The organism is Bradyrhizobium sp. CSA112, from assembly GCF_029051645.1.
GTDB lineage: Bacteria > Pseudomonadota > Alphaproteobacteria > Rhizobiales > Xanthobacteraceae > Bradyrhizobium.
Window position 1 is genome coordinate 26454 of the sequence record NZ_JAACFS010000005.1, and the last position, 24154, is coordinate 50607.

23 protein-coding genes and 5 pseudogenes are annotated in these 24154 nt (G+C 58.4%); 12 read left to right on the forward strand and 16 right to left on the reverse strand.

Translation table 11 applies throughout. The annotated features are described in order from the left end of the window. Positions 1-1222 precede the first annotated feature (1222 nt). Entirely contained in the window at positions 1223-1369 is a 147-nt protein-coding gene (locus GWE18_RS12355) for a hypothetical protein (protein WP_275186034.1), read from the reverse strand. A 1413-nt stretch (positions 1370-2782) separates the two neighbouring features. Further along, positions 2783-2987, reverse strand: a pseudogene (locus GWE18_RS12360) (hypothetical protein). 398 nt (positions 2988-3385) lie between these two features. Between GWE18_RS12360 and GWE18_RS12365 the strand changes: the two are divergent. Beyond that, entirely contained in the window at positions 3386-4654 is a 1269-nt protein-coding gene (locus GWE18_RS12365) for a DUF892 family protein (protein ID WP_275186035.1), read from the forward strand. 887 nt (positions 4655-5541) lie between these two features. On the opposite strand, the pseudogene GWE18_RS12370 reads toward GWE18_RS12365, so the two are convergent. Next, positions 5542-6393 (reverse strand): annotated as a pseudogene (locus GWE18_RS12370) (RNA ligase family protein); the annotation flags it as partial. A 715-nt stretch (positions 6394-7108) separates the two neighbouring features. On the opposite strand from GWE18_RS12370, the gene GWE18_RS12375 reads away from it, so the two are divergent. Together GWE18_RS12375 and GWE18_RS12380 are read left to right on the forward strand one after the other, a co-directional pair. Beyond that, positions 7109-7252 (forward strand): hypothetical protein, encoded by a 144-nt coding sequence (locus tag GWE18_RS12375; RefSeq protein ID WP_275186037.1) that lies wholly within the window; start codon positions 7109-7111, stop codon positions 7250-7252. A gap of 865 nt (positions 7253-8117) precedes the next feature. After that, positions 8118-8723 carry a hypothetical protein gene (locus GWE18_RS12380; RefSeq protein ID WP_275186038.1) on the forward strand — a complete coding sequence of 202 codons (606 nt, stop codon included), beginning with the start codon at positions 8118-8120 and terminating at the stop codon, positions 8721-8723. A 56-nt stretch (positions 8724-8779) separates the two neighbouring features. On the opposite strand, the gene GWE18_RS12385 is transcribed toward GWE18_RS12380, so the two are convergent. Both GWE18_RS12385 and GWE18_RS12390 read right to left on the reverse strand, forming a co-directional pair. Then, positions 8780-9097 carry a hypothetical protein gene (locus tag GWE18_RS12385; RefSeq protein ID WP_275186039.1) on the reverse strand — a complete coding sequence of 106 codons (318 nt, stop codon included), beginning with the start codon at positions 9095-9097 and terminating at the stop codon, positions 8780-8782. 1855 nt (positions 9098-10952) lie between these two features. After that, positions 10953-11591 carry a phasin family protein gene (locus GWE18_RS12390; RefSeq protein ID WP_275186040.1) on the reverse strand — a complete coding sequence of 213 codons (639 nt, stop codon included), beginning with the start codon at positions 11589-11591 and terminating at the stop codon, positions 10953-10955. A 203-nt stretch (positions 11592-11794) separates the two neighbouring features. Between GWE18_RS12390 and GWE18_RS12395 the strand changes: the two genes are divergently transcribed. Then, a complete protein-coding gene (locus tag GWE18_RS12395; RefSeq protein WP_275186042.1) occupies positions 11795-12787 on the forward strand; it encodes an alpha/beta hydrolase in 993 nt (330 codons plus the stop codon). Positions 12788-12850: 63 nt separating this feature from the next. Here the strand turns inward: GWE18_RS12395 and GWE18_RS12400 are convergent, their stop codons facing one another. The 5 genes and pseudogenes from GWE18_RS12400 to GWE18_RS12425 form a co-directional block, all read right to left on the reverse strand. Continuing rightward, positions 12851-13060, reverse strand: coding sequence for a DUF2934 domain-containing protein (locus GWE18_RS12400; protein WP_275186043.1), 210 nt, complete (start codon positions 13058-13060; stop codon positions 12851-12853). A gap of 591 nt (positions 13061-13651) precedes the next feature. Continuing rightward, entirely contained in the window at positions 13652-13960 is a 309-nt protein-coding gene (locus GWE18_RS12410) for a response regulator (protein WP_275186044.1), read from the reverse strand. Between the two features lie 25 nt (positions 13961-13985). Next, positions 13986-14249, reverse strand: coding sequence for a hypothetical protein (locus tag GWE18_RS12415; protein ID WP_275186045.1), 264 nt, complete (start codon positions 14247-14249; stop codon positions 13986-13988). Between the two features lie 491 nt (positions 14250-14740). Next, a pseudogene (locus GWE18_RS12420) lies at positions 14741-14863 on the reverse strand (SOS response-associated peptidase); the annotation flags it as partial. Between the two features lie 3 nt (positions 14864-14866). Beyond that, a pseudogene (locus GWE18_RS12425) lies at positions 14867-15087 on the reverse strand (hypothetical protein); the annotation flags it as partial. Positions 15088-15312: 225 nt separating this feature from the next. On the opposite strand from GWE18_RS12425, the gene GWE18_RS12430 reads away from it, so the two are divergent. Together GWE18_RS12430 and GWE18_RS12435 are read left to right on the forward strand one after the other, a co-directional pair. Further along, positions 15313-15741, forward strand: a complete 429-nt coding sequence (locus GWE18_RS12430; RefSeq protein WP_275186046.1) for a GcrA family cell cycle regulator — start codon at positions 15313-15315, stop codon at positions 15739-15741. A gap of 37 nt (positions 15742-15778) precedes the next feature. Further along, positions 15779-16042 carry a hypothetical protein gene (locus tag GWE18_RS12435; RefSeq protein WP_275186047.1) on the forward strand — a complete coding sequence of 88 codons (264 nt, stop codon included), beginning with the start codon at positions 15779-15781 and terminating at the stop codon, positions 16040-16042. A 1012-nt stretch (positions 16043-17054) separates the two neighbouring features. Here GWE18_RS12435 and GWE18_RS12440 read toward each other — a convergent pair. Together GWE18_RS12440 and GWE18_RS12445 are read right to left on the reverse strand one after the other, a co-directional pair. Further along, positions 17055-17525: a Phasin protein gene (locus GWE18_RS12440; protein WP_275186048.1), complete on the reverse strand. Its 471-nt coding sequence runs from the start codon at positions 17523-17525 to the stop codon at positions 17055-17057. Between the two features lie 594 nt (positions 17526-18119). Next, the gene (locus GWE18_RS12445; RefSeq protein WP_275186049.1) at positions 18120-18338 is read right to left on the reverse strand and encodes a hypothetical protein; all 219 of its coding nucleotides are present in this window, start codon (positions 18336-18338) and stop codon (positions 18120-18122) included. A 1279-nt stretch (positions 18339-19617) separates the two neighbouring features. Between GWE18_RS12445 and GWE18_RS12450 the strand changes: the two genes are divergently transcribed. The 5 genes and pseudogenes from GWE18_RS12450 to GWE18_RS12470 all read left to right on the forward strand — a co-directional run bounded on the left by GWE18_RS12450 (position 19618) and on the right by GWE18_RS12470 (position 21234). Continuing rightward, complete coding sequence (locus GWE18_RS12450) at positions 19618-19974, forward strand: hypothetical protein (RefSeq protein WP_275186050.1); 357 nt, start codon at positions 19618-19620, stop codon at positions 19972-19974. 53 nt (positions 19975-20027) lie between these two features. After that, positions 20028-20572 (forward strand): annotated as a pseudogene (locus tag GWE18_RS12455) (TrbI/VirB10 family protein); the annotation flags it as partial. A gap of 10 nt (positions 20573-20582) precedes the next feature. After that, positions 20583-20780, forward strand: a complete 198-nt coding sequence (locus GWE18_RS12460) for a DUF2274 domain-containing protein (RefSeq protein WP_275186051.1) — start codon at positions 20583-20585, stop codon at positions 20778-20780. A gap of 56 nt (positions 20781-20836) precedes the next feature. Then, positions 20837-21028 carry a hypothetical protein gene (locus GWE18_RS12465; protein ID WP_275186052.1) on the forward strand — a complete coding sequence of 64 codons (192 nt, stop codon included), beginning with the start codon at positions 20837-20839 and terminating at the stop codon, positions 21026-21028. Further along, the gene (locus GWE18_RS12470) at positions 21025-21234 is read left to right on the forward strand and encodes a hypothetical protein (RefSeq protein WP_275186053.1); all 210 of its coding nucleotides are present in this window, start codon (positions 21025-21027) and stop codon (positions 21232-21234) included. Before GWE18_RS12465 ends, GWE18_RS12470 begins: the two co-directional genes overlap by 4 nt. A 145-nt stretch (positions 21235-21379) precedes the next feature. Here the strand turns inward: GWE18_RS12470 and GWE18_RS12475 are convergent, their stop codons facing one another. The 4 genes from GWE18_RS12475 to GWE18_RS12490 form a co-directional block, all read right to left on the reverse strand. Next, entirely contained in the window at positions 21380-21667 is a 288-nt protein-coding gene (locus GWE18_RS12475) for a hypothetical protein (protein ID WP_275186054.1), read from the reverse strand. A 94-nt stretch (positions 21668-21761) separates the two neighbouring features. Next, positions 21762-21908 (reverse strand): hypothetical protein, encoded by a 147-nt coding sequence (locus GWE18_RS12480; protein WP_275186055.1) that lies wholly within the window; start codon positions 21906-21908, stop codon positions 21762-21764. Positions 21909-21947: 39 nt separating this feature from the next. Continuing rightward, positions 21948-22502: a thioredoxin family protein gene (locus tag GWE18_RS12485; RefSeq protein ID WP_275186056.1), complete on the reverse strand. Its 555-nt coding sequence runs from the start codon at positions 22500-22502 to the stop codon at positions 21948-21950. A 239-nt stretch (positions 22503-22741) separates the two neighbouring features. Next, the gene (locus GWE18_RS12490) at positions 22742-23248 is read right to left on the reverse strand and encodes an isoprenylcysteine carboxylmethyltransferase family protein (protein ID WP_275186057.1); all 507 of its coding nucleotides are present in this window, start codon (positions 23246-23248) and stop codon (positions 22742-22744) included. A 134-nt stretch (positions 23249-23382) separates the two neighbouring features. Here GWE18_RS12490 and GWE18_RS12495 point away from each other — a divergent pair, with 134 nt between their 5' ends. Then, positions 23383-24138 (forward strand): DUF4336 domain-containing protein, encoded by a 756-nt coding sequence (locus GWE18_RS12495; RefSeq protein WP_247780320.1) that lies wholly within the window; start codon positions 23383-23385, stop codon positions 24136-24138. Positions 24139-24154 lie beyond the last annotated feature (16 nt).

Consider the following 24154-nt stretch of genomic DNA (forward strand, 5'->3'; position numbering starts at 1 on the left):
CGGGTCGGAATGCATGGTTCGAATGCCGATTTTCGCATGCGGGAAAGAAAGATAGAGGGCGGTGCCCATTGCGGCAATTGAGGAAGCGGCAATTGAAGGAACGACCTCCAGGTCATTTCAGTTGACAATCAGCCTTAGTGGAGGACGGTGCCATGCACGACGATAACAGCATCTTGCGCAATCCGGAACTTTGGTTAGCCGCTTTGGTTAGCTGCGGGCCGGCGGTTATAATCGCGACACTGATGATCATGTCGCTGATCCAACGGCAGACCCCCTGACCAGATTGCGCGAAATCGTTTCCGCGAGCCGGACCCAAGCTATCGTTGACAGTAAACCCTAGCCGCCGGGCGTCACGTGAGACGCCGTGGTTTAAAGCGGGGCAGTCGGAGTAGTGGAAATAACTATCGCTACAGCGGTACCGGCCGGATCATCCCTTTGAACTATTCTCGGACTCCACGGTCCGTACATCGACAAGACGGCTACCACGGCAATACCAGCGAGAGCGGCCATCAAGGTGTATCGGCGGCGATTGACGGCATCACGCATTTGTTTCTCCTCAGGCTCTGTCCTGAAAATAACCGCCTCTAAATGGAAAGGTTCCTCCCGAGGCCGTGCTCGAATGAAGCGGGACGGGCTTGACCCGTCGGCACCCGTCCGCAGACGGCGGCTGGCTCGCTATTGCTTCCGGGCGACCCGGTTCTTCGCCGATCTCGGAGCGCGGCTCCCAGCCCCTGAAAACGTTTGATTGGCCACAAAATCAAGGCCCGCCGGTTCACGCTGAGGGCCATTTTCGTGTCAATCGGGCTCGATTTGATCGTGATTTAGATCAAGGGGTTTTATTGCGGCGGGAACGTTTATTGGATGATGACGCGCAACACCCTCTACTTCCGGCTCTCGATGATCTGGCTGGCTCTACTACTGGCGGCCAGCGTCGCCATCGTCGCGTTGCTAGAATAGGGCCGCCTCAGTCGGGTACCTATTTGCTTTGGCACAAACTGCACTGGCGCTTGCCACGATTTCCCGGGACACTAGCAGCGCGGCAATGTAGCCGACCGGAAATTGCGTGCGTGTCGTACTGGGAATGGGCAAGGCTGTTCGCGCTATCCATGGTGATGTCAGTCGCCATCACGGCTACGGCCGGTGCCGCTTTGTGGTTGATCTTGAAGTAAAGGCCGGCTCACGCTGGCGGATGCTGTAAGGCCGCCTCAGTTGGCGGCCTCTTTCATTCCAGAACCTCATACTCAAAGGCCACGCCTTCCGGATCGTTCTCCTCGAACCAGGCTTCCGTGGCATCGGTATTCGCAAACACCTTGACGTGCTCGGAATCGCCCACCTGCTTGCTGGTGTTGACGTAGATTAAGACCGTCATTGCGTTTCCTTGTCGGATAACTTCGGCCTGTCGTCCAAGGGGTCCTCGCTACTATCTACCTCACTTCGGCTAAATAATGCGAGCCCGATAAGTCCGAGGATCAACAGGACGGTTCCGGTCACGATCAGCCAATGCGGGTATGCTAGGAATAAGTATAAGGCGTTCGTCATTTTCGCCTCGTTTCGCTGCAAATCGACCAGCGGCGGCAGGCGTGGGGCCCATTACCGGCGCGGCACCACAACTTCCTTAACGTCCTCGCGTTCCTCGGTTAGCGACCCCTAGCTACCGCCTTCGCCTTCTCCAGTGCAGTGTCACGATCCAACGTTTCCGGCCTCATCCGACGAGCCGGAATGTCGTCCCAATACAAGTACTGGCTGGGCCGACCGTCCGGGAATCGGACCTCAAAGCTCCCGCATCCGGGGACAGCCTCGTGCTTGAGAATGCGTACGCGCTCTGCCATCTCGCAATATTAGCACTCTTATGCCCGCCGGCTGTGTTTCAAACTGAGCATGTGTCTGGCTATGCTCGGCAAACGGCTGGCCGGCATCTGAAAACGTTTGATTGCCGTAAATCAAAGGCCCGCCGGTTCACGCTAGCGGGCCTTTTCTTTCGGACGGACGCTAGGCCGCGCAGCATCCTGGCGCGCTACGGCTTTCAGTTCATGCTTATTTCGCCTTTGGCTTTCGAAACAGAAGATAAAGGGAAAGCCTAAGTGCCAAGTATAGGGCTGCCGCAACGGCGACTGTCCAGACCAGCCATTCCATAATTTCCCTTCCCCCGAAGTGGAGGCGAATCCTGGCACCGCAAGCTACCAAGGGGTCGGCAGCCAAATGGTTCCTATCCCGGCCTAGCCAGTCCCCACGCGTCTATCTTCGAAGAGCGGCCTGATATCGGCGCCGCGATGGCCGCAGACTTGGCAAATTCTCACCGGCATCTGTACGATCGTTAATTGCAGGTTGCTACGCATGGCCCAATCGCGGAAACCCGCCGATCTCAACCCGGCCGGTTTCTGCATGGCGCGCAATTCTGCCAAGAATCACACCCAGCCTGAATAGGCCATTCCGGTGGGTGACCCGAGTGGTAAGGCCCGGCGCGTGTCGTCCGGCAACGTCGTGCGCCGCTAGGGTTCTAGTTGGTTCTGTCGATTCAATCTGAACCAAACGTTCATCACCGGCCCCGCGTCGTCTCGAACCTGAATGGTAATCCGATCTATCGACGCGACAGCGGATTCGAGCAAGGAGTCTCGGGCCATGTCGATCAAGGATCGCGCGGCCTCGACCTGCACTGCGTGGGTGTCGCTAAATTCGCGTCCCTCATCATCAACGAGGAACCCGCTCCATCTAGGAAGTCAAAGTAGTAGCGCGGCATCTCTGCCTCCAGTGAGCTTCCAAGCGTGAGGCAGTTAGTACATTCCTATTGTGCAGGTCGCAATCCCGGCGAGCGCAGCCACTCGCTCATATGCGAGCCAGCCAGTCTCTGCCTGCCGCGCCCTACGCAAGATTTCCTCACGGAGCGCGCCGTGTGGAAGCAACTTGGCTTGCTCTCGCAAGCGCTTTGCTTCGTCGGCGAGACGTCCCTCAAGAGATTGGGTTTGCTTGAAGCGTCGACGTTTGATGATCATACGCGGGTCCATTCAGTTAAAAAGGGCGGTCGCGCGACGGTCGCATTGTCGACGGGGATGAATGCTCAGGTCCGCGCGGGTGGATGAGGGAAGTGTGCTCCGGAAACATCCCGCCGGACACAACAAAGGTTAGTCTGCCCAACCCGATATTTTCGCTCTACAGGCTGAACTTTCTCGGAATTACTCAAGTGTTTCCCATTGGGCCAAACACTCAAAATGAGACCAACAGGGATTTTGCGCCGCCGCAGCTGTGCCACGCTTCCCAGCGGAATCGCACATCGCGTCGGGCCGCCTCGAATGTTTCCAACATCGGTTTGGCGAGCGCAACCAGATTTAGGAACAAAGCGCACAACGTGCCGTTCGGGACTCATCATCCCAACCTTCGAGGCCATCCCATGTATCACCACGTCAAGAAACTGATGTTCACCGTTCGTGTCGATGAACCCGACCCGCGCTTTGGCAATATGCTCCTTGAACAGTTCGGCGGCGCCAATGGCGAATTGGCGGCCGCGATGCAGTATTCGATACAGGGGCTCAATTGCGAGGATCCGGACCGCAAGGACCTGTTGATGGACATCGGCACCGAGGAACTGAGCCATCTTGAAATAGTCGGCACGCTGGCGCGAATGCACCTCAAGCCGATGAAGTTCGACCGGCAGGCGGCTGAAGCCGATCCGTTGATCGCGATTGCGGGCGGCGGCGGCGTAAATCTGTTCAATTCGCAAGGCAACGCTTGGACCGCCGATTATCTGAAGATCACCGGCGAACTCGACGTCGACCTGCGCAGCAACATCGCGGCCGAGGCGCGCGCCAAGATCGTCTACGAACGGCTGATCAATTTCTGCGACGACGCCGGCACCAAGGACGCGCTGCAGTTCCTGATGACCCGGGAAATCACCCACATGAAGGCGTTCTCGCTGGCCCTTGAAAGCATGAGCAAGCCCGCCTTCAGCATCGGCCGCATCGCACCGACGCCCGGGCTGGTGGACCAGTTCTTCAATGATTCCACCGGAACCGGTGAGCATGGCGAGATCGACACCCGCGGGCCGTGGAACGAAGGTAACGGCTGGGTATTCACGGAATCTCCGGCAATTCAAGCCGAACCCGGAGCCGCCCGCGCAATCGTCACGGAAAGTTCGCCGCAAGCCGACGAGGCCGGGCTGGACGATCTTTTGATCGACGAGCTTCGCGACATTCTGCATGCGGAAAAGCAGCTTACCAAGGCGCTGCCGAAAATGGCCGAGGCGGCGCGCTTCGATCAGCTCCGTGAGCTGTTCGAGCAGCATCTCGTCGAGACCGAAAACCAGATCGAGCGCATCAACGAATGTTTCGAACTGCTTGGCAAGACAGCCCGTGCGAAACCTTGCAAGGGCATGATGGGGTTGGTCGAAGAAGGCCAGGAGGTCATGGCCGAGGGCGAGGAAAAGAAGGACGCCGCCGCCGACCTCGCGCTCATCGGTGCCGCGCAGCGCGTTGAGCACTACGAGATGTCCGCCTACACAACCGCGAAAAATCTCGCCCAGCAACTGCGCCACAGCGCGGTGGTCGCCTTACTGTCGAAGTCACTTGCCGAAGAAGAGAACTCCGATCAGCTCTTGAACCAAGTTGCGAGGTCACTGATGTCGGTGGCAAGGATGCCCTCCGTGGTCGAACAAACGGAATAATTCCTGGAACGAGTCGGGAAGGCCCTTTCGTCTGCATAGCCGCAAGAGCCGCTTTGAGCGATAGCACCGGCCAGACTGGCTTGGGGTTCGTGCGAATTTCCGCCAGCTTATGGGCCGGACGCGACGAGGGAAATACTGCGCTTCTTCCTTGAACATTCGCTTCCGCACTAGGCCCGGCCAGCTGTTGCCCCCGTCGCAACTTACTTCTCCCTCAAGTCGCGTGACGGTAAGGATTCGAAATGTTAGCGTCCAATTGCGAGATGAGTTGCGTATCTCGATGCCTAGCTCCGTGCGTGCGCCCGGTTCGGCCAAGCAGACCGAATGTTCCGATCCTACGGCTCAACAGCGTAAGCGCGTCAAACATAAAGCGACATTTGAAGCGCAATTAGCGGAAGAAGCATAGAAGTTCAAAGAGGCGGCCGAACTCCAACCTCTCGGCAGCATGGCGCGAGAACTGCTTTTGCGCCGGGCCGCGAGAAAATCGGCTGCCAAGAAATTCAAGGGCGTACGGGTCGAGAAAGGACCACGGTCGAGGGAAACCTGACCAGATACCTTTCTTGGCGGGACCCTGTGGATCGTCGCCCAACCGCAGGGCACCTATGTGGTCTTTGGCGTAGGAACTCGGTCAACGTTGGCACGTTCAAACGTTCATGACAAACGACGACACTCCCACTCCCGTGCCGACCGCGGGCGCCGAGCAAAGGATCGACAACGCTGTGGATGCCATTCGCAGCATGTCCCAGAACCTCGCCGACGAAGTCGCGCCTCGTCGCGGGTGGCTCGAGAGGTTGAGCGCGGCTACACGGGAGGCGCCCATCCAGTCGTTAGCTATTGCATTCCTGATTGGGGTGCTGCTGACGCGCCGATGAACAAGTATTTGGGATGCTCGAAAGCATTTCGGGCTCGACCCAGATCGCCTTGTGCGCGATCTTCTTTGCGTAAGGCTGGGTTTTGCGGATCAGCGGCGTCAGGCGCTTGCGAAGGTTAGCGGCCGACTTATCGAATCCATGGTCGACCTTGCCGGCATAGACCAGGTCATTGCCCTTGCGGCGGCCGACATAGATGCCGTCCCAATCGTTGCCTTCGAGCGAAAATCCGGCGATGGTCAGCGTCTCGCGCTGCGCGCAGGTTTTCTTGACCCAGTCTCGGCCGCGGCCGGAAGGATAGCGGCTGTCGCGCACCTTGGAGACGACACCTTCCAGTCCGACCTTGCAGGCGTGTTCGAACATCTCCTTACCGTCGACTTCAAAACTTTCACTGAACTGGAGGTCGGTGCCATCAATGGTCTTTTTTGAGGAGCGCCTTGCGCTCGATCAGCGGCAAGCTTCGCAAATCGTAGCCGTTGAGGTAAAGCAGATCGAACGCGACCAGCATGATCTTGCGCGATTTCCCTTCAGCTCATTTTGCAGGAGGTCCGAGAAATCGGTGGTGCCGTTGCCGGAAGGGACGACGACTTCGCCGTCGACGATCGCGCTTCCGGCCGCGATGTGCCAGGCGTCGTCCGCAATCTTGCGGAAGCGCTTTGTCCAGTCGTTGCCTCGGCGGGTGAAAACCTTGACCGCCTTGACTGCCTTGTTCACCAGGTGCACTTGGACGCGGTAGCCATCGAACTTGATCTCATGGATCCAGCGCTCGCCGGATGGCACTTTCTCAACCGACGTGGCCAGCGTGGGCTCGACGAATCCGGGGAAGGGCGCCTTCACGGCGATCGCCGCCGCCTTCTTGCGCTGAAACGCCACGCCGCAAACTCCACTAAACAAAACAGGTCGGTTCAAACTGACGGCAGTCGGATCGTTCCGACAGAGCGGTAGGAACTTTACCTATTTTTCCCGGTTTTTGAAGCAAACCGGGGCGGGTGTATGTGAGCGCCCTCTTATCGGCTTAAGACGCGATGGAGCACACTCTAGTCAGACGTGACCAATTCAATATCTCTCCGCAGGGTATTGTTCATAAGCCGACCGATGCGGCATTTACGCCGGATCCTTCGGATCCCTATTCAGGAATAGTGCGGTTGGGCCAGCTTAGTAGCACCCCTCCTAATGGGAGTGGCTTCAACGCTGACGACGTACAGAGAATTATGCGTCAGCTTTGGCTCGACTACGTCGCCAACAACCCTGAACTCTTCAAGGGCGCGGGCGGAAAGACAGGATAAGGCGCTGCGGCCCTGCGGTCAGGACTTCGGCACATCATATCATTTACCATGAGGGGGCTGGTCGGACGCGGTTCGGGGACAAGTGGCAATAGGTCGCGTTTATGGATGAGGGGAGGGATGAGGAGCAGGAGGCTTACATGCCAGTTCTGTTGTTTTGGGCCGTTCCAGCCGTGATCGTTGTCGGCGGCGTCGGATACTATTTGGTTCGTGCTGTTCACTGAGCGGAATTACTAGAGGGAGGGAAATGCCCGAGTCGGAACACCGACCGGACTTTTCTCAGCCGTGGTGAAGGACGCTTTGCGATGCCAGACAGGCGCGCTTTGAAATTGATTGGCATCATGTTTGCCGCTTTGACCTTGGCGGTTATCTCGACGGCGGCCGTGGTGGTGGCCGGTCACGCGGCGAGTAGCGTCAACGTCGAATATCAAATTGGTGGACCTTCGTGACTAGTTCGCGCGAATGGGAGATGCAGTGTGCGAGCGCGATGGTCATTGTCGCATTCGCTATGAGTATGTGGGTAGCAGGGCAACGCTTCATTCAACACGGGGCTAGCAAGCAGCAGGCGCCTATTCCGATCTTGAACTCAGCATTGCCATGCGCCGACCGGGCTATGATTGGTGGTGGTCGAATCCGGCAGTTCGACCATGTGCGCGGTCGTAACACTCGCGATGCCAATCCTGGTCCCTGCATCGTAGGCGCAGTCTTATGAGGCGCCTAGGGCTAGAGCGATGGCGGTTGTTGGCCAACCGTTCCCTAACTCGTCGCCCGTAGGATTACGGGCAATCGCGGATCGCCCCCAGGCTCCCGCGAGCGTAACAGCGTATGGAGCCCGCCGATTCAACCCGGCGGGCTTCTTTTGGGGGAGACTGTGGGTTCAATCGCGGTCTCAGAAAAGGACGCCGCCGGTTCGAAACGCATGCCCGGCGGCGCTTTAGTCACAAACTGGGCCACTCAAATCCCCAGCATCCGATCAAGCGCAATGTCTGTGCCAAGCTTCGAAGAAACGGCCCAGTACTCTGGGAGGAGATAGCTGGGGTCGCCACTTTCTCCCGGTTTGTCTCCACAATTCCCCCGGGAGCGATGGAATCGACTTTCAGCAAAGCTGCAGGTTCTTAAGGAGGGCCCCGACGCAGGGCTGGCAGCGGCCTGTCCGGCCGCGGGTACTGGCCTGTTTCCGACCTCAGTGTCTGGTTTGAAAATCACGGTGGCCTGATTTGAATTGTTCACTTGGGAACTGACAGCCCGGCTTCTGCATATTAGGATCGGAACCGCAAACCCTACGGTCAGGACCCGTAAGCACGAGGTTGTATCATGCAGCGTCGCCGTTCTGTTCCCCACACCTTTGAAGAGAACATCGCAGCCGAGAAGGCCAAGCTGGAAGCGCAAATCGCCCAGCTAAAACCTGGCCCGGAGATGGGCGCGCTACTCAAAAAGATCAGGCAGCTAGAGACGGCTTCACACATGAGCGAGTGGCTTTCGTCCCCCGGGTTGCAGGCCCCGACTAAAGCAAGGCCGCCTCAGTTGGCGGCCTCCTTCATTCCAAAACATCGTACTCAAAGGCCATGCCTTCGGGATCGTTTCCTTGAAACATTTTTCCGCGGCGTCCGTGGTGGCGAAGGCCTTGATGTAGTCGGCGTCCCCGACCTGCTTACTGGTGTTGACGTCGCCAAGGACGGTCATTGCGATTCTTGTCAGAAACCCTCGGCCTATCGTTCAAAGTTCCTCGGTACTGCGGTCTTTATTAGCCCATCGATCCCTCTTCTCTTCAAGCTTCGCCTTCCGATTGGCAGCCTGTGTCTGAGCGGGTTCGGGCTCAGACTCGGACCGCCCTTGCTCATCCCCGCTCGCCATTTCTTTGAGCTCGGCCTGAGCGACTCGTTGGCGAAGTGCCATCCCCATAAATCCGAGCGCCAATAGGACGGCCCCGGCTACAATCAGCCAATGCGGGTATTCCATCGTGGAGAAGGCGTCCATCATTTCGCTTGCCCAGCCGCTTGCTCAACCAGCTGATGTAGCGAGTCCGGCAGCTCGTGATTCTTATCGGCGCAGTGCTGGCGCAGCATTCGCGCTATCTCTCCTGAAACATCGCGAACCCAACCTTCTGAGACGTTAAAGCCGACGACGCGAACCGGGTTGCTGTGCTGTCCTTCGAGCAAATCTTGGATGACAGCCTCAAGATCGGTGTCTTCAACATTTGTCTCGCGCCAGGCACAACCCATACGGCCGAAGTCGTCGAGAACCAGATACACATCCCGGTCGAGGCCGGGGACGATCGATGGTGACGTACGCATACCCAACTCCACCAACCGAAAGTGAATCAAAAGACGGCGCTAGGATTGGTTCCTACCGACCGTAGGAGCTTTGGGCGTTTCTCGGAGCGATCCACCGGGCCGAAATCATTCTTAAGTCGTTCCGCCCCGTGTTTACGTCGCCAGAGCTGCAAGCCTCAATAGTCATCAGTCCCGCCCGCCGGCGGGCTCTGATCCCCTTTTGATAGTCTTTGCGTCGCCTCTTGGCACGAAAGGCACCTGAGCGGTCCGCGTACCGATGTCTTCTGTCTGGGTAGAACAGGGACATGCCGCGTCGGCCGAGGCACTTTCGATTTTGACCCAGCTCGGATATCCGAAGTAGCGATTGCAATCGCTCCGCGTCCCCTGGTTGTTCGGTTCCCTCTCGAAAAGGCACGGCGAATTCCAGTTGGAATCGCCAAGACGCTACGGGGCCCGAGGGCGGTCGGGCGCTGAAGCGGCCCGTGACGACAGCCGGCTCAAGCTCGGACCCAACGGCCCACCAGTTCGCGCACGGCCCGTTCGTTGTAGCGCGCGTGTCGCAGCGCACGAGCCAGATCCGTGAGCATCGGGCGTGGCTCGTGGCAACACGCATAAAGTTCGAGGTTTCGTATTCGAAAACATCAGAGCATCGGGAAAAACTGGCAACTTTTTCTCCGCGATCGAATTATAATCTAAAGCGGATTTTTGGAGTTCAAAAATGAATGATGATCTACCGCTGAGGCTAGCTGTTGATCGAGCTTGGTCCGTTCACTTGGCGACCCACAATAACGTTGACGCGGCCGATCCGCGTCGTTGCTCACTTGAAAGGTATCTAACCGGAAATGGAAAGCTGGTGAAAGTGATCCAGAGGAACTGACCTGCTGTGGCCTTTCCTATCTAGCTCGCCTTGGATCTGAGAGATGGTGAAAGCCAGATGGCAAACTTTGCGGAGGCTCTGAACCGCCTCGCTAATGGCGGTGCCCGACCGGAATGGACGCTGGTCGCGATCGCAAGTCTCATGGCAGGCGGTATCACAGTGTCAGTTCAATTTGCGTTTGGATAAGATTCTGACCGCTACTGAAACATCCCTAGGCAAGGCTAGTTATCGTGACGAGTGATCAAAATGGCGGACACTAAAGGATTGAGACTCTTCGGGCTTGCTTTTGGAATCGTGACCACTTGCCGTTACTGCAACAGCGGCCGTGGTTGCGAATGTGGATGCTGACCGGCTCGAGGTGGAATCGAAATCGTTGGAAAGTAGGTAGTCATTTCCGGTGCCGCGTTTAAGGAACGGCTATGGAATACAAAGCTGTCCAATTTGAAGTCATTCAAACGACAAATCCATGGTGCTGGAAATGGGTCGTCTTTCTCAATGCAACCAGAACGCGGACCGGCGTTGCGCTTACACGTGCCGACGCGGTCTTGGATGCCCAGGTCGCCATCGACAAAGCGTTGGAGGACCGCGGTAGAAGATCGAGCAGTTCTAGCTCTCATTTACCTGGCTAGACGGCCTGGGGCTGCATATCTCTTCATGGCGGCCCTTGGGTGGCAGCCACCACCCGTGCCATTTTTTGCTCGGGAAATGTCAAAGAGAAGCGACCCCAGCCCTCCTCCAACTTGGGGTCGCTCCTACCGCCGGGACAACGCGGGAAACAGGCGGTGCCTAGAAATATTGCCACTTGTTCCCGATTTTTTATTCCTGTGTAAGCTTCTGAACAGACAAAATGCGGGGCCGCAAATAGGCTTCGGAGATTGCCAATCCAGGATGATATTCCGCGAACAAATTGCCCGGAGCCGGGCCTTTTCGCTAAGGGGGGACTGCAAGAGCGGCTGACAGCAGCCGCTCTTTTTCAAGTCGAACCTGTACGCCCCGGGTTTAGGCGGAGCGCCGGATCTCTTCCATACTTTGTTTGATCTGCTTTCCAGTTTCGTCGGCCATTTTGAGCGACATGTCAGCTATTCTACGGCTGCTCTCCAGAGCGGTTTCCACGGTCTCCCGCAGCATGTCACTTTGTGCGGCTGCAAAGTCCTGAGGAGTTCGGCAGGTCCACAACTCATTCATGTGGTCCATATTCTTCTCGACTTGATGCCGAACCATCTGGAAGTACTCTTGAGACATTCCACCCATCACTCTGGCAGCAGCGGTACCAGTATAAAGCAGCGTTTGTGTGTTGCGCGCCGACCGTTCCGTTACCTCCTTTGCCTGTTGCACCCCTTCTCCTGATACGCCGAGCGTGCGACCAAATTGCTCGGTGGACCATCCCATGGCCGAGGTTGCCGCTTCCAGGCCGGAGCGCCATGCGTGCTGCAACGTCTCAACGTTTTGCTTGAGCAGGTTCGCACTTGCTCGAGCCACGTCCTCCCCGGCCTTAGCCGCAGCTTGCCCGACACGCGCCGTTTGATCGGCTGCAGCTTGTCCGATACGGGTGGTCTGCTCAGCAGTCCTCTCGCCAGCGCGACCGGCTGCGTCTTCCATGGCTTGCGTAGACTTATCCTCCTGGCGTGGATTTGCCATCTTTGTTCTCCGCTGATTGCAGGTTGATGACTTGCCCCAGCTCCTTGGCGAGAACGCCATCTGGGTGAGACCGTTCCTAAGCAGTCTTTTCCGCGATCTCCATTGTCGCTTAGGAACGACAGCAACATGTGGAGGTTTATGCGCTCATTGGTTCTTTCCTCTGCCGCAATTCGGCTGGCTACTTGCGTCGCGAGGCTCCACGAATGTCCACTGGTGAAACCGCTTTCATCGTTGTTGCTGTCTTCCTCCTTCTTCTGGTCATAGGGAACATCGTGTTCTCGATCATGGCTGAACGGAAGAACCCACCAATCGGTAACTTCATCGAGTGTGAGGGGCTGCGTCTCCACTTCCTCGAGCGTGGTGATCGCGCAGCTCCGTGCGTGGTGCTGTTCCATGGCAACGGCTCGATGATTCAGGATTTCATCATCAGCGGACTCGTGGACCGGCTTGCACGCCGCAACCGGGTTGTATGCTTTGATCGGCCGGGCTTCGGATACAGCCAACGGCCCCGCGCACGCATCTGGACCGCAACATCCCAGGCGGCGCTGTTCGTGAAGGCTTTTGATCAACTCGGTTTGCGCGATCCTGTCGTGCTGGGCCACTCATGGGGTGCGCTGGTCGCTGTGGCGATCGGATTGCAAAGTAACTATCCTATCCGTGGCCTTGTGCTTGCTTCCGGTTATTACTTTCCGACATGGCGGTTGGATTTTTGGATGGCGTCTGGTCCAGCAATACCGGTCTTGGGTGATATGGTTCGCTACACGGTAGCGCCAATTTTCTCCTGGGCCATTCTGCCGGCATTGTTGCGCAAGCTTTTTGCGCCCCGCTCTGTCCCGGCGAACTTCAAAAATGACTTTCCTATCTCCCTAATGGTCAGGCCAAAACAGTTGAGGGCGGCCGCGGAGGAAAGTGCGTTCCTCATTCCGGAAGCGGCACGTTTCCAGTCTCGCTATCCAAGCATTCGGTGCCCCGTTCACATCTTCCACGGAACAGGGGACCAGCTTATCGAGCCTGAACAGGCCAGACGTCTACACAGGGTGCTGGGTAGCTCCGACCTGCACCTCGTGAATGATGCGGGGCACATGGTGACTTATGCCGACGGTGGCACCATTGCGCAGGCGGTCGACAGCCTGAATGTTTGCCTCGAGCAGCCGTTGCGGATCATCTCGTCGCGGGATGAGGACGGCAGCAAGTAGGGCGAGCGGAGAGCGAGATCGTCCGCGTCTGCAAAATATTCAGCCTGTCCCTCTGCGTTAAATTCAAGAACGTTCCGCTCTCGTGCCGGGCGTGAGGATGGGGGACGAGTTATCCTCGTTTCGCAGTTCTTGCTCCGCTTGCTGCCAGAACTCATCTTCCTTGCCTTTTGGCCTGCCATGGCGCTCCCAGATCTCATAAGCGCGCTTCTTGATTTCTTCTTCGGCGTTACCCGGTGCCCCGCCATCTCTGTTCGCGGATCGCGCCAGTTCCATCCAAACCTCAGCGAGGCGAAGCCACGCCGCTCTATCAGAGTCGTCGGTTACCGTCCTCGCGTTAGCGCGGCACTCCTCAGCCTTCCGGCGATACCGTTCTGCATCGGCAGGTGTCATGCCCTATGATGCGCGGCGGGCCGATCCGTTCCTGGCGATGAGCGCGACGCCCATGACATTGATCTCCTTGCGGTCGCGCCGCACGTCGAGGCAACGGCGCGCATAGCCGGTTGAGACAGCCGCCGGAGCTCGTCGACACGAGCCTCCAGGAAATCGACCGCCACCAGCAGGGCCTTGACCGCCTCTTTGGGATCGCCACCGCAGGCCGCGATCGGCTGGTTGGCGGCAGGTCGGCGGGCGGCGAGGAGGTGTCGGGCGTTGCGGCATGCGCATGTTCCCGTTCTGTCCACGGGGGCAAGCGCTGCTCGCGGATTCCGCTGGCGCGGCACGTCCGGTTGAGGATGAAAAGACAAAGGCCGGAGACGAACAGAACTTAGCCGTCGAAAGGCTCATATATTTGCCTGGCCACGGTGCAACGCGTCGTCGACGACGGCCAGGTCATCTCAGCACCGCGGCAAGTAGCTGCTGCGGCTCCTAGGGCTTCATAAGAAAGTGGGTGTCGTGCGGAACGGTTGGCGGGCCATGTCCAGAGACCATCACGACATTGAGACCCGGCAAGCGGCTCTTGGCATACTGCGCAAGTTCTACGCCGGACATCTCGCCACCCAGATTTACATCCGTTACTAGCGCCCGGAGCTCAGGGCCAGTCGTAGCCAGGACCAGTTCCGCGACCTCTCCATTGGCGCACTCCAACACTTCGAGGCCTTCGCCTTTGAGAAGATCGGCAAGGCACTCTCGCTGGAACGGATCATTCTCCACGACCAGGGCTACGAACTTCGACATCACTGCCTCCGGAAAAGAAACCAAATCACAAATCCTTCCAGCGCGTGATCATGGGTAACCGCTTGACTTCGGTCGCCGATAGCGTCGTCGTATACGCGTAATAACTCTGGCTGAGATCACCGATGGCGTGCGCATCGGCGTGTGACGCGCCATCGCCCTTCGCTTCGCGAACGATGGCCGCTGCTTCTTTCCTGGCTTTTTGCAGGGTGTCATCGTCGGGCGGTGCTGGCGCTTCAGTTTCAAGCCAAGCTCGCGCGCGCGCACGCGCGTTTTCTTTCCGAGGAAGCATGGACGACCTCCGAACTCAACTAAATCGATCTTGAAGGTTCGCTGACTCGGCAACCAATCGCCAGTGCCTGTCGATCGCGGTCGGTGTTCTTCGGCGTGCCGACTTGCCACCTCGTCAAAAGATCGTTCGGGGCAACCAATTATCCAATGTCTGGTTCCCGACATTTCGAGAAAGCTGCCCATTCCTTCTTACGCGAACAGTTCCGCGCCGGCCGGTGTGAGGTCACGAACGTCCCGGATTCGTGCATCTTGAGCCAGCCGCGCTCGATCGCGAGTTTGAGGCCCATGCCGTACTCGACTGGACTGCCGCCGTCGCAGAACAGAAACGGCTCATTGATCTTCTCGATGTGGATGCGTCCTTGAACTAGCTCGACGGCGTTGGCGATTTCGAGGATTCGGCGCGCGGCCTTCTCAGGGCCGGAGTAGGGGCGGTCGGTGGCGTATTTCTCGCGGCAACCTTGTCTTCCTTGTCCTCGCCGCGGGCGACGATCCTGGCGCCGGATAATCTGGAAACACGTCCGGCATCGGCTGCAGGTTGCCGACATAGCGGTTCACCACGCGGAACAGCGCGCGGATGGGTTCTTGGTTTGTCGTGATCGAATAGAGGTTACACATGCCTCAGTCTCGCTCGCCTGGCCACCATGTTGACTCCGGGTCGTTAACGGAAATCTTCGTTTGCCGCAGCGCCACCAAATGGCTGCGCTTGTGCGGCCGCCCTTGAAGCCGGGGCAATCCCTGCACCTCATGTGGCACTCTAGTTCATGGAACGGCATTGTCTTGGGCCGCCTGACGATGTTCAGCGCAACGGTTTGATGGGTGCGGTAGCCCAGGCACTTTACTAGGGATCGCTGCGATCAACTTGATCAATGTTAAAAAACCGTTCCACCGACTGCTATTAAAATTGATACATCAAGATTGCCGGCTTTCCGAACGGCGCTTCGATTTTCATAATATGCGCGTCTCCGGCGAGAAAACCGCTTGGTTCAAATCGCCACCACCGCGCCCTAGACCCTGCGCGCGTATCTCGTCGGAGCACCACGTGCTTTTGGCTCGCGGGGCTTTGCATGATCCCTTGGACCACCCAAGAAATCCGCCTACTCGTCGGCCTTTGGCCGAACGCATCAGCCGCACAAATCTCGAAGCGGTTGAACCGCTCGCGCGGGTCGGTATGCGGGAAGGCAATGCGGCTGCGCAGCGATGGCGCGCTGCCGGCCAATGTGGAAAAGCATTTCGAAGTGAACCCGGCGGTGCAGATGCGGCCGGATCCCGCCAAGATAACGGTAACATCGATCAGTCCGGCAAAGCCGATGCTACCGATCGATGCCACCGTGCCGCCGTCGGAAATGCGGCATTGCTCGCTGATTGAACTCGACGGTGGTCAATGCCGCTGGCCGCTTGGCACGGTGGCCGAAGTGGCAACGATGTTCTGCGGCGGTGCTGTTGACCCAGGACGCGTCTATTGTAGGCATCATTGGCGGATGGCGTGCGGCTGATGTCAGCCGCATCCGAACGATGCCGGCGGGAGGGTGCGTGAAATTGACCGCTGACCGGCCTTACTCAGATCCCGAAAAAGCAGCCCGTACACTCGTGGAGATCGCCAATACCGTCGAGGTCGTTCAGGATGGCCGGATCTACATCGAGCTGATCAACGGGCCGTTCCTGTTCCGCGAGAAAGGCACGCCGGAGGAATACAAGGCTGGTCTCGACCTAGCGATTGAGCGCGGTTGGCTCGAACTGCACGATAGCGGTACGTTCGTGAAGTTCACTAAGGCGGGGGCTGACCTGTTCGCCTGATCAATCCGCGCGTTCCTGCGCGCCGGACATCCGTCGAGAGATCGTGGAATTCAGCCACCGTGTCGCAATTATTTGCAATTCCGCGGCAGAAAAGTCGCGGGAACCAGCTCCGTGGTGTCCTGATTGATTGTCAAGTCACGAAGCTGGAGCAAATCAATGCGATACGTTTTGGCCGCGCTCCTGGCAATAAGCGCGCTCTCAGTTCTCCCGGCCAAGTCGGAAGAAACTGAGCCCGCAACCAGTCTCGCCTCACTGGAACGAAACATCACGACGGGCTCAAGCCGGGCCGCCGTTCATCCCGACAGCGTACGAAACACGGCTTTGATCAAAGAGGATGAATTCGAGACGCCCGAGACGATTGCGATCATCGAAAAATCGCGAAGATCGCGAACGGACCGTTGTGATGGACCGGTAGATTACTCAGCCATGAGCGAACTGCCGCTGAGCCCACGCGGCGCACTGACGCGGCTGCGCGATTGGCGCACCAGCCCCGCATGGAGGCGTCACCTGACTTGTTCCACATCACGACGACACGCTCGCGAAGCGGGGGGCCGTTAACTTTTGTTGTGGCGAGCGACCGCTCTCCGGTGCTGTGATTTCGGCGCGGCCCTTTCTGGTCACACGCAAGGGCTGGCCTCCAGGGGCCTTGGCTCCCTCCTCAGCCCCCACCGGAGTTGGGGCTCTTGGTGCAGAGGCATCACTAACTCTCGGGTCAAAATTTTCGTCGTAGGTCAGAGCGGCTCACTTTTACGGAGCCGACGGCGGAGTCATGGTCTGCCGCCGACCGCGACATAGATGCCGCACTCGCGGCGTCGGAGGCCTCCGGTTAGCGGTGGCGCGCTCACCGACGGCCGCTCCGTGGGTGAGTGGAGACGGCTCTACTCACCCCGGAGCCGTCTCCATCGCGGAGGCGTCTGTCCCTCCCGTCTACCCAAACCCACAGATGCTGAGCGGGATCATTCTTAACGAAAACGGCCCCTGGAGCGCGGGAGCCGTGAGTTTTAGAGTCGTCTCACTTTCTTGTGAGTGCAGCCATTTCTGTCGACTGCTTCCCCAACATGTCGGCCCGCCTTTTTGTAAATTCTACAATCACGTCGACAAATTGGAATGGCGACCTGATCGTCGCCAGCTTCTGGCTGAAGTCCAAAGCAAATCGCATGTTGGCTTGTGTCATTTCCAGAAGCTTCGCTTGATAAGCCACCATGTTTCCCGTCGCTGAAGCAAAATCAAACCCTCGTATCTGGCTGGGGCCGACTTGCACCGGATTCGCAGCGATGGGGGCCTCTTGTTTCTCGACGTTGGGAGCTTCTTCTTTCGGATCGTCATGAAGCTCAAGTGGCGACTCAATCGGCCCAGCGGCAACAGAGCGCAATAGATTGTCTCTCGCGCTTTTAACGACGGTCTGCTTCTTCCCATGGGCCCGCGTGGCTATGGCGGGGCTGCGGGCGCGCTTTGACGACTTGGCTGCTTTACGCTTACTCATCTGAGGCTCCAAAGGTCGTAGATCTTTGAAGAGACAACAGGCCTTGTGATCTAGCGTTCCAAACGCGAGATTATGGGAGCCGCAAGGAAAGCCTTTGCGCACGATGCGGGTTTTCCTCCAGCGGTTGGGGCACCTTTCGGCTGAAACCCTTAATGGCACCGCGGTTGGTGGTATTGGACGGTGGTTTGGTTGGCTTGGGGTCGAAGCTCTAACTAAGATCGGGCTTAAAGCCCGCAGGCATCGCGGGCCCGTCGTCCGGATCAGCGGCATCGACCTTGTTGCAGGCCGGGCAAGGTGCGCCAGCGCCGCCGCAACCGCAGGCCCTTTCATCCCAAGAACCGCCGATCCAAATGGTTTTCGCAGACCCACCGCGTGTTGTCGCACCAGTACCGCATCGCCTCGCGCCCTCCAGCAAACCAATGTCGGTGCAGTCAATGCGTTCCGCTACCGAACCTGCGGTTAACTTTTGTTGTAGCGGAAGACGGCTATCGGGTGCTGTGATCCCCGGGGTAGCTCTTTGTGGGTGAAGGGCTGGCCTCCAGGGGCCTCAGCTTCCACGTCCCGGAGCTGGGGCTCTTGGTGCCGGGCGTGTGCTCAATTTACGCCGCGCGTTTCCTGTTTGACCGTTCCTCGACGGGTTTCCAGCGCCTTTTCATAGTTGTCCGCGAACCTCTCAATGCTGTGGGCCCACATCCCCAGCATTGAGACCTGAAAGAGCATGAGCGGCTTCAAGGCAATCATGCTGCTTGCGGCCGCGGCGGTGATGCGCGGGTCGCGCGCTAAATGGTCTGCGTCAGCGGTCTTGTCTGCCATGCTGTTCGCTCCTTCGCACTGGTGTTATGGCCGAAACCTGAGTGTCGGGTTGTGCACTGCCGGATTTTAAGCATTGACCCAAAGCTTGATCTGCTGCGGCTCTCGCAGCTCGGTCGTCATGCAACTTGTCTAGGCTTCTCAAGTAAGCGACTGCAGCTATTTGCAAGAGAGCGAAATCGTATTCGCAGGTACCACGAAGATGGGTGACGTAGCGATGGAGGGCGGAACACCTGTTATCGTCCTCGCTGACACTGCTGTGGCGCAGCAAGTAGTTCCGCCAAGCGAATGCACACGCGCCCTCTCTGGCCGGAGAAGTCATGGGCACCTCCCGATTTTTTTAAGAAAGAATGACCAGCCGTTTCGTTCCGCGACTTTGTCAGGTGTAATGTTGTTCCGCAGCTGCACTGCAAGGTGTTTGCGCGCGAGCAATGTGGTTGCTGCAGTCGGCGAGGTCAGCGCTGCTCCGAGCTAACTTTTACGAATGTTCCGCTCTTGCCGAAACCGTCCTGCACCGAAGGTAGGCGCGGGGCGGATCTCTAAGCGAGTGACGACGTCCGCAACGATGCGGGGCGCGGACCTACTGTTCGGGCGCTTCTGCGGCTGGCAATTGTGCGCTGCCCTGCCACTCTGCATAACGCTCGCCTAACTTGTCGTACTCCTCAGCGAGCCGCAGCAGTCGGCACATTTCTCGCGGGGCGGCATAGCGCAATTGCTTCGCTTTCGCGCGGGTCGCCTTTGCGCGGTCACGCCAGTACTTCGGCTGTTTGACTGGATCATGCATGCAGCCGGTAGAGCAAACGTCACACCCATCGTCCCAAACATTTGTGAAGAGAAGCTGGTCATGCCCACTCACGAATTATTTCTAAGTAGAAGGAATTCGGTGTTTAGGAACATCCGCATTCGCGGAGCATAGTCGCGGCGGCTGCCGATGCTCCGTCGGTCAGCCCCTTCCGCTGCCGGCCGTGACATCCTCCAAGGTCACGCGGCCGGCGCGGATTGATGTCGCGATCACATTTTTGGAACGATTTTTTTGCGAGAGATTTTCCGCGATGGCAGCCCTCGACGTGTCCGCCGCACGTCCGTCCCCCAAGGGCGCCCTTCCACCCCGGCCCCGCGCCAGTCGGTGAGCCGGCGTGGATTGGGACCTAGCTCCCCCATGTCAGCCTCCCCAAGGTACGGAAGCAGCTTCGGGTCGACCGGATAATCGCACAAATGGCAATTTGCTCACCACTGCGTCGCGGGGATTCGCAATCCCATATTGGACACCTATTTACGGGCCATGCTCAAATCGAAGTACCTTCCCTGCATCCCCACCCGCGGCACCAAGGTTCCTGACCGGGCGGAGTGGATCCACGAAATCAAGCACGACGGCTACCGCCTGATCGTTCAGCGCGAGGACAAGCGCCTGCGGCTGTTCACCCGCAACGACCACGACTGGAGAGATATCCGCGGATCGTCGAGGCCGCGCTGCGCGTTTGTGATCGACGGCGAGGCGGTGCTGCTCGGTGTTGACGGCATCTCAGACTTCAACGGCCTGCACTCCCGCCGGCACGATGCCGAGGTCGAGTTTTACGCCTTCGATATGTTGGTCCCAGCGACAGAGACGATCTGCGGTAGCAATTCGTCCATCGGTTGAACGCGATGGCCGAGGTCGGCCTCTCGCCGGAAACATATCGGATGGCTCGCGGCCTTATTCCAGCCGCTCTCATTACTGGAATTCGCTCCGATCTGCCGGGGCAGATCACGGCGCAGGTAACTGAAAATGTTTTCGATACCCCGACAGGACGAGTTCGTCTTGTCCCACAGGGAGCACGTTTGATAGGGGTCTACGATAGTCAGGTCGCGTTCGGTCAGTCGCGTGTGCTTCTGGTATGGACCCGCCTGATCATGCCCAATGGCCGATCGATTGTCCTGGAACGTCAGGCCGGTGCTGACACCGCCGGCTATGCCGGTCTCGAGGATGGGGTCGACAATCATTGGGGTGCCCTGTTCAAAGCCGCGCTTCTGTCAACGCTGTTGGGTGTTGGCAGCGAGCTAGGAGCTGGCTCTGATGCCGGCAACAATGGCGACATCATCCGGGCGCTTCGCCGAGGGTCAAGCGAAACTTGAACCAAACTGGCCAGAAAGTCGTTCAACGTAATCTCAACATCCAGCCAACGTTGACAATCCGGCCGGGTTTCCCGGTGCGGGTCATCGTCAATCGTGACCTGGTGTTGGAGCCTTACAAGGGTTAGGGAGACACACATGGCGAAGCTCAGGCTCGGCGTCATCGCTGGCGATAAACCGGTGAAGCTGACAATCGAGCTTCCCGCAACCGTGCATCGCGATCTGCTTGCTTACGCCGAGGTGCTTGCAAAAGAGACCGGCCAGTCTATCCATGATCCGGCAAAACTGATTGGGGCTGAAATCCTATATCATGATGGAATGATTGTCGTCATCTAACAGCGGGTTCATTCTCTAACTGCAGATTCCTTCTCTAACTAATGTTTGGAGCGAATATGGGCGAAGTTATTCGATTTGTCCCAAAGTCTGAGCGCGAGCGAGCCCGCCTAATTCGAGAGGCCCGCGCGATATACGAGAGCGTCTTCCCGCCGGCTGATCCAGTCAGCGAGCAGAAAGACAAGGCACCGGTAAGTCATACGGTCAGCGGCGCCAATACCCATCGTAGCGACGGGGTTCTCCTGTCGTGATCAAGATCATCGCCGTGCTCTGCAGTCTCTCCTATCCGGCAAATTGCCGCGAGCAGACCGTCACCACCTCGGACTTCGCTGACGTCTCGATGCAGGCCTGCCTGATTGGCGCGCCGCAGCTCGCCGAGTGGATGAGGCAGCATCCGGCCGAGCGCCTGGCGGCATGGCGCTGCGTGATTGGCAAACAGGACGGCAGGGGGGCTTAGGGTAGAAAGCAGCTTTCCTCGCGGGAGTCGCGGCCAATCCGATCGGCGTCGCGTTGTGAATGCGAGCTATTCTGAGTCTGACCCCACATCGACCTCCCGTGCGACCGGCGTAGCATCGCCTTGCTGGTGAGTTCGTCGCCCGCACCTATATTTCTTGAATATCTGTTTTGACCGGGGCGTCGGACCTGGCTACGGGCCGGTCCATCTGCCAAAAGCTCCATATCCTGGCTCTCGACGAGACGTGAGGCGGCGCAAGGCGGACCGGGGTATCGTCGACCTGGATCTCGAAATTGTCAAACACGAAGGGAGTGCGTAGCGAAGTGGTGGTGGAGTTGTGCTTACCGCTTCCTACGAAGCCAAGGCGTTCAAGAACTATACCAACCTGACGCTGGTTATTCAGATTAGTGAAGTCGTTGTCGGTCAAACGCTTCATCGCCCGGCTCATTCGGCCGTGCATTCCATTCTGAGGAGGCGAGAGAGGTCGCCTGTTTCATGACATGGCCGGCAAGCCGGCTCCGGCGCAGCTCTCAGCGCACCGTCGGGTGGCGGCTCCTCGCGCCTACCTTCGGCAGATCGGCCAGGCGACTTTTCAGTCGCGGTGCGACGAAATCCAGAAAGGCACGCAGCTTGAGCGGCATGAAGCGGTTGGATGCATAGACGAGGTTCACCGGCACCGGCGCGGGCTCAAACTCGTGCAGCAGGATAGCTCGGCTTTATTCGTCCTTCCATTTGATCGAGCAGCCAATAGACGCCTTTTGGTCAGCCGGCGCCACACCGGTGGTCGCAATCGCGCGCATGGCCTCGACAAGCTCTCGGGGCGCCCCCGCGCGAGGCGGAGTTGTGCGGCCTTCGTCGAGCCGGCCGCGATACTTGAGCTTGCGGTCGGCATTGTAACCGAAGAAGTCCGGCGTACAGACCGCCCCATACGCCCGAGCGACTGTCTGGGTCTCGTCGTGGAGATATGGAAACGGGAAATCATGAGCCTTCGCGAAACGCTTCATATTCTCAAATGAGTCTTCGGGATAGCTCGCCGCATCGTTCGAGCAAATCGCCGCAAAGCCTATGCTCTCCGACACCAGCACGCGGGCGTCCGAAACCATGCGGTCGATCACCGCTTTAACATAGGGACAATGGTTGCAGATGAAGACGACGACCGTGCCTTTTTCGCCCGCAACGTCGTCCAGTGCGTAAGTCTTGCCGTCGGTGGCCGGAAGCCGAAACTCCGCCGCCGGCGTATCAAGACCAACTTGGGTAGCTGTTGTCGCCATATCGCACCTCCTTGTGCCCAAATATGCTGACGACGGCCTGTCGGGGCACAGTTTCCAAAGCCTGCTCGCCAGTCGCGTCGTTTTGGCCATACGTCAGTCATTTCCGGTCGACCCTTAACAGCCGGCATTTGGACGAGCGCGGGATTTCGTCGGTGCGGGCCACTTTCGGACAAACTTTGCTGAAGAGCCTTCAGGAGAAGCCCATAAATAATCAGCGCCAAGGTTATACGCTACAGCCGCTACCGACCGCCTCGCCACGCGGTCAGGCGCGGGATCCAACGCGGCACATTGATGCGAAAAGCTTGGTATTCCGCCCCGAATGAATTTTTTAGCGTCGGCTCCTCGTAGCCCACGACAAACAGGTGGCAGACGAGGCAGAAGGCCGCGCCGTAGGCGAACAGCCGCCAATCGCCAAACAGGACCGCCTGGCCGAAAATGACGGCGGCGACCGCCACGTAGATTGGATTGCGCACGTAGCGATAGAGGCCGGTAACGACGAGGTGTTGGGTCGGGGCGATCGGCGCTGGCGTGCCGAGCCCCTGCAGCGCGAAACGCCCGAATGAATCCACGAGCCCGGATACGCCGGCAAGAATTAGCGCGGAGCCGACGAAGCGCGTGAGCTCGACGCCGAGAAACGACAACCTAAACTCCCAGTGCGAAATCCACCACGGCACCACCCCGGCCACCACGCAGGGCACGAACACGAAGAAGATGGCGGTGCCGATGACGGCGGCGGTTCTTCGCATGGACACGATCCATTCTTTGCTATTATAGCGCTCCGCACCGGGAGCGTCAGGTCTGCCTTGGATCAAACCCGGATGTGGAGGGCCGCTCGGCCTTGCCCTGCCCAAGTCCGCTGTATCGAATAGGCGATTAGACCATGGCTGGTGCCGCGTCAGAGGTCTACGAACCCCTAAATCAATACAAGCCGGTCGCCCGGAACATCGGTATAGTGGACGGTCCTTTCGAGTATTTGACGACGGCCGGAGTAAGGCTTCCGTTGCCGTTTACTACTCGGATGACCGTGGTGCGGCTCGGCAACGGCGACCTGTTCATCCACTCCCCCATCGCATTCGAGCCTGCGCTCGCTGACCGCCTGCAGGCGATGGGCACAGTCCGCCACCTCGTATCGCCGAACCAGTTCCATTACGCGCACATTGGCGAGTGGTCGCGTGCGTTTCCGGGGGCGGTTGCCTGGGCCTCTCCGCGCGCACGCAAGCGTGCCCGCTCGCGGGGCATCGATGTGCATTTCGATAGAGACATCGGCATCGAACCGCCGGAGGAATGGCGCGCCGAAATTGACCAGACCGCGGTTCCCGGAGGAATTTTCGGGGAGATTGTTTTCTTCCACAAGGAGTCGAAAACCCTCATATTGGCTGACACCATCATAAACCTTGAGCTTGACATGATCAGGCAGCCATGGCGGTTCGCCGCCAAGCTGACCGGAATGTACTATCCGCGCGGCCAAATATTCTTCGGCATGCGGTTGCCGCTTCTTCTGCAGAAACGAAAGACGCGAGCGGCGGTCCAAAAAATGCTGTCATGGCAGCCAGAACGCATCATTCTCAGCCACGGGCGCTGGTTCGACTCGAACGCCAGTGAGACTCTGCAACGCACGTTCGGATGGGCGCTCTAGCCCATTGCGTTTCGCT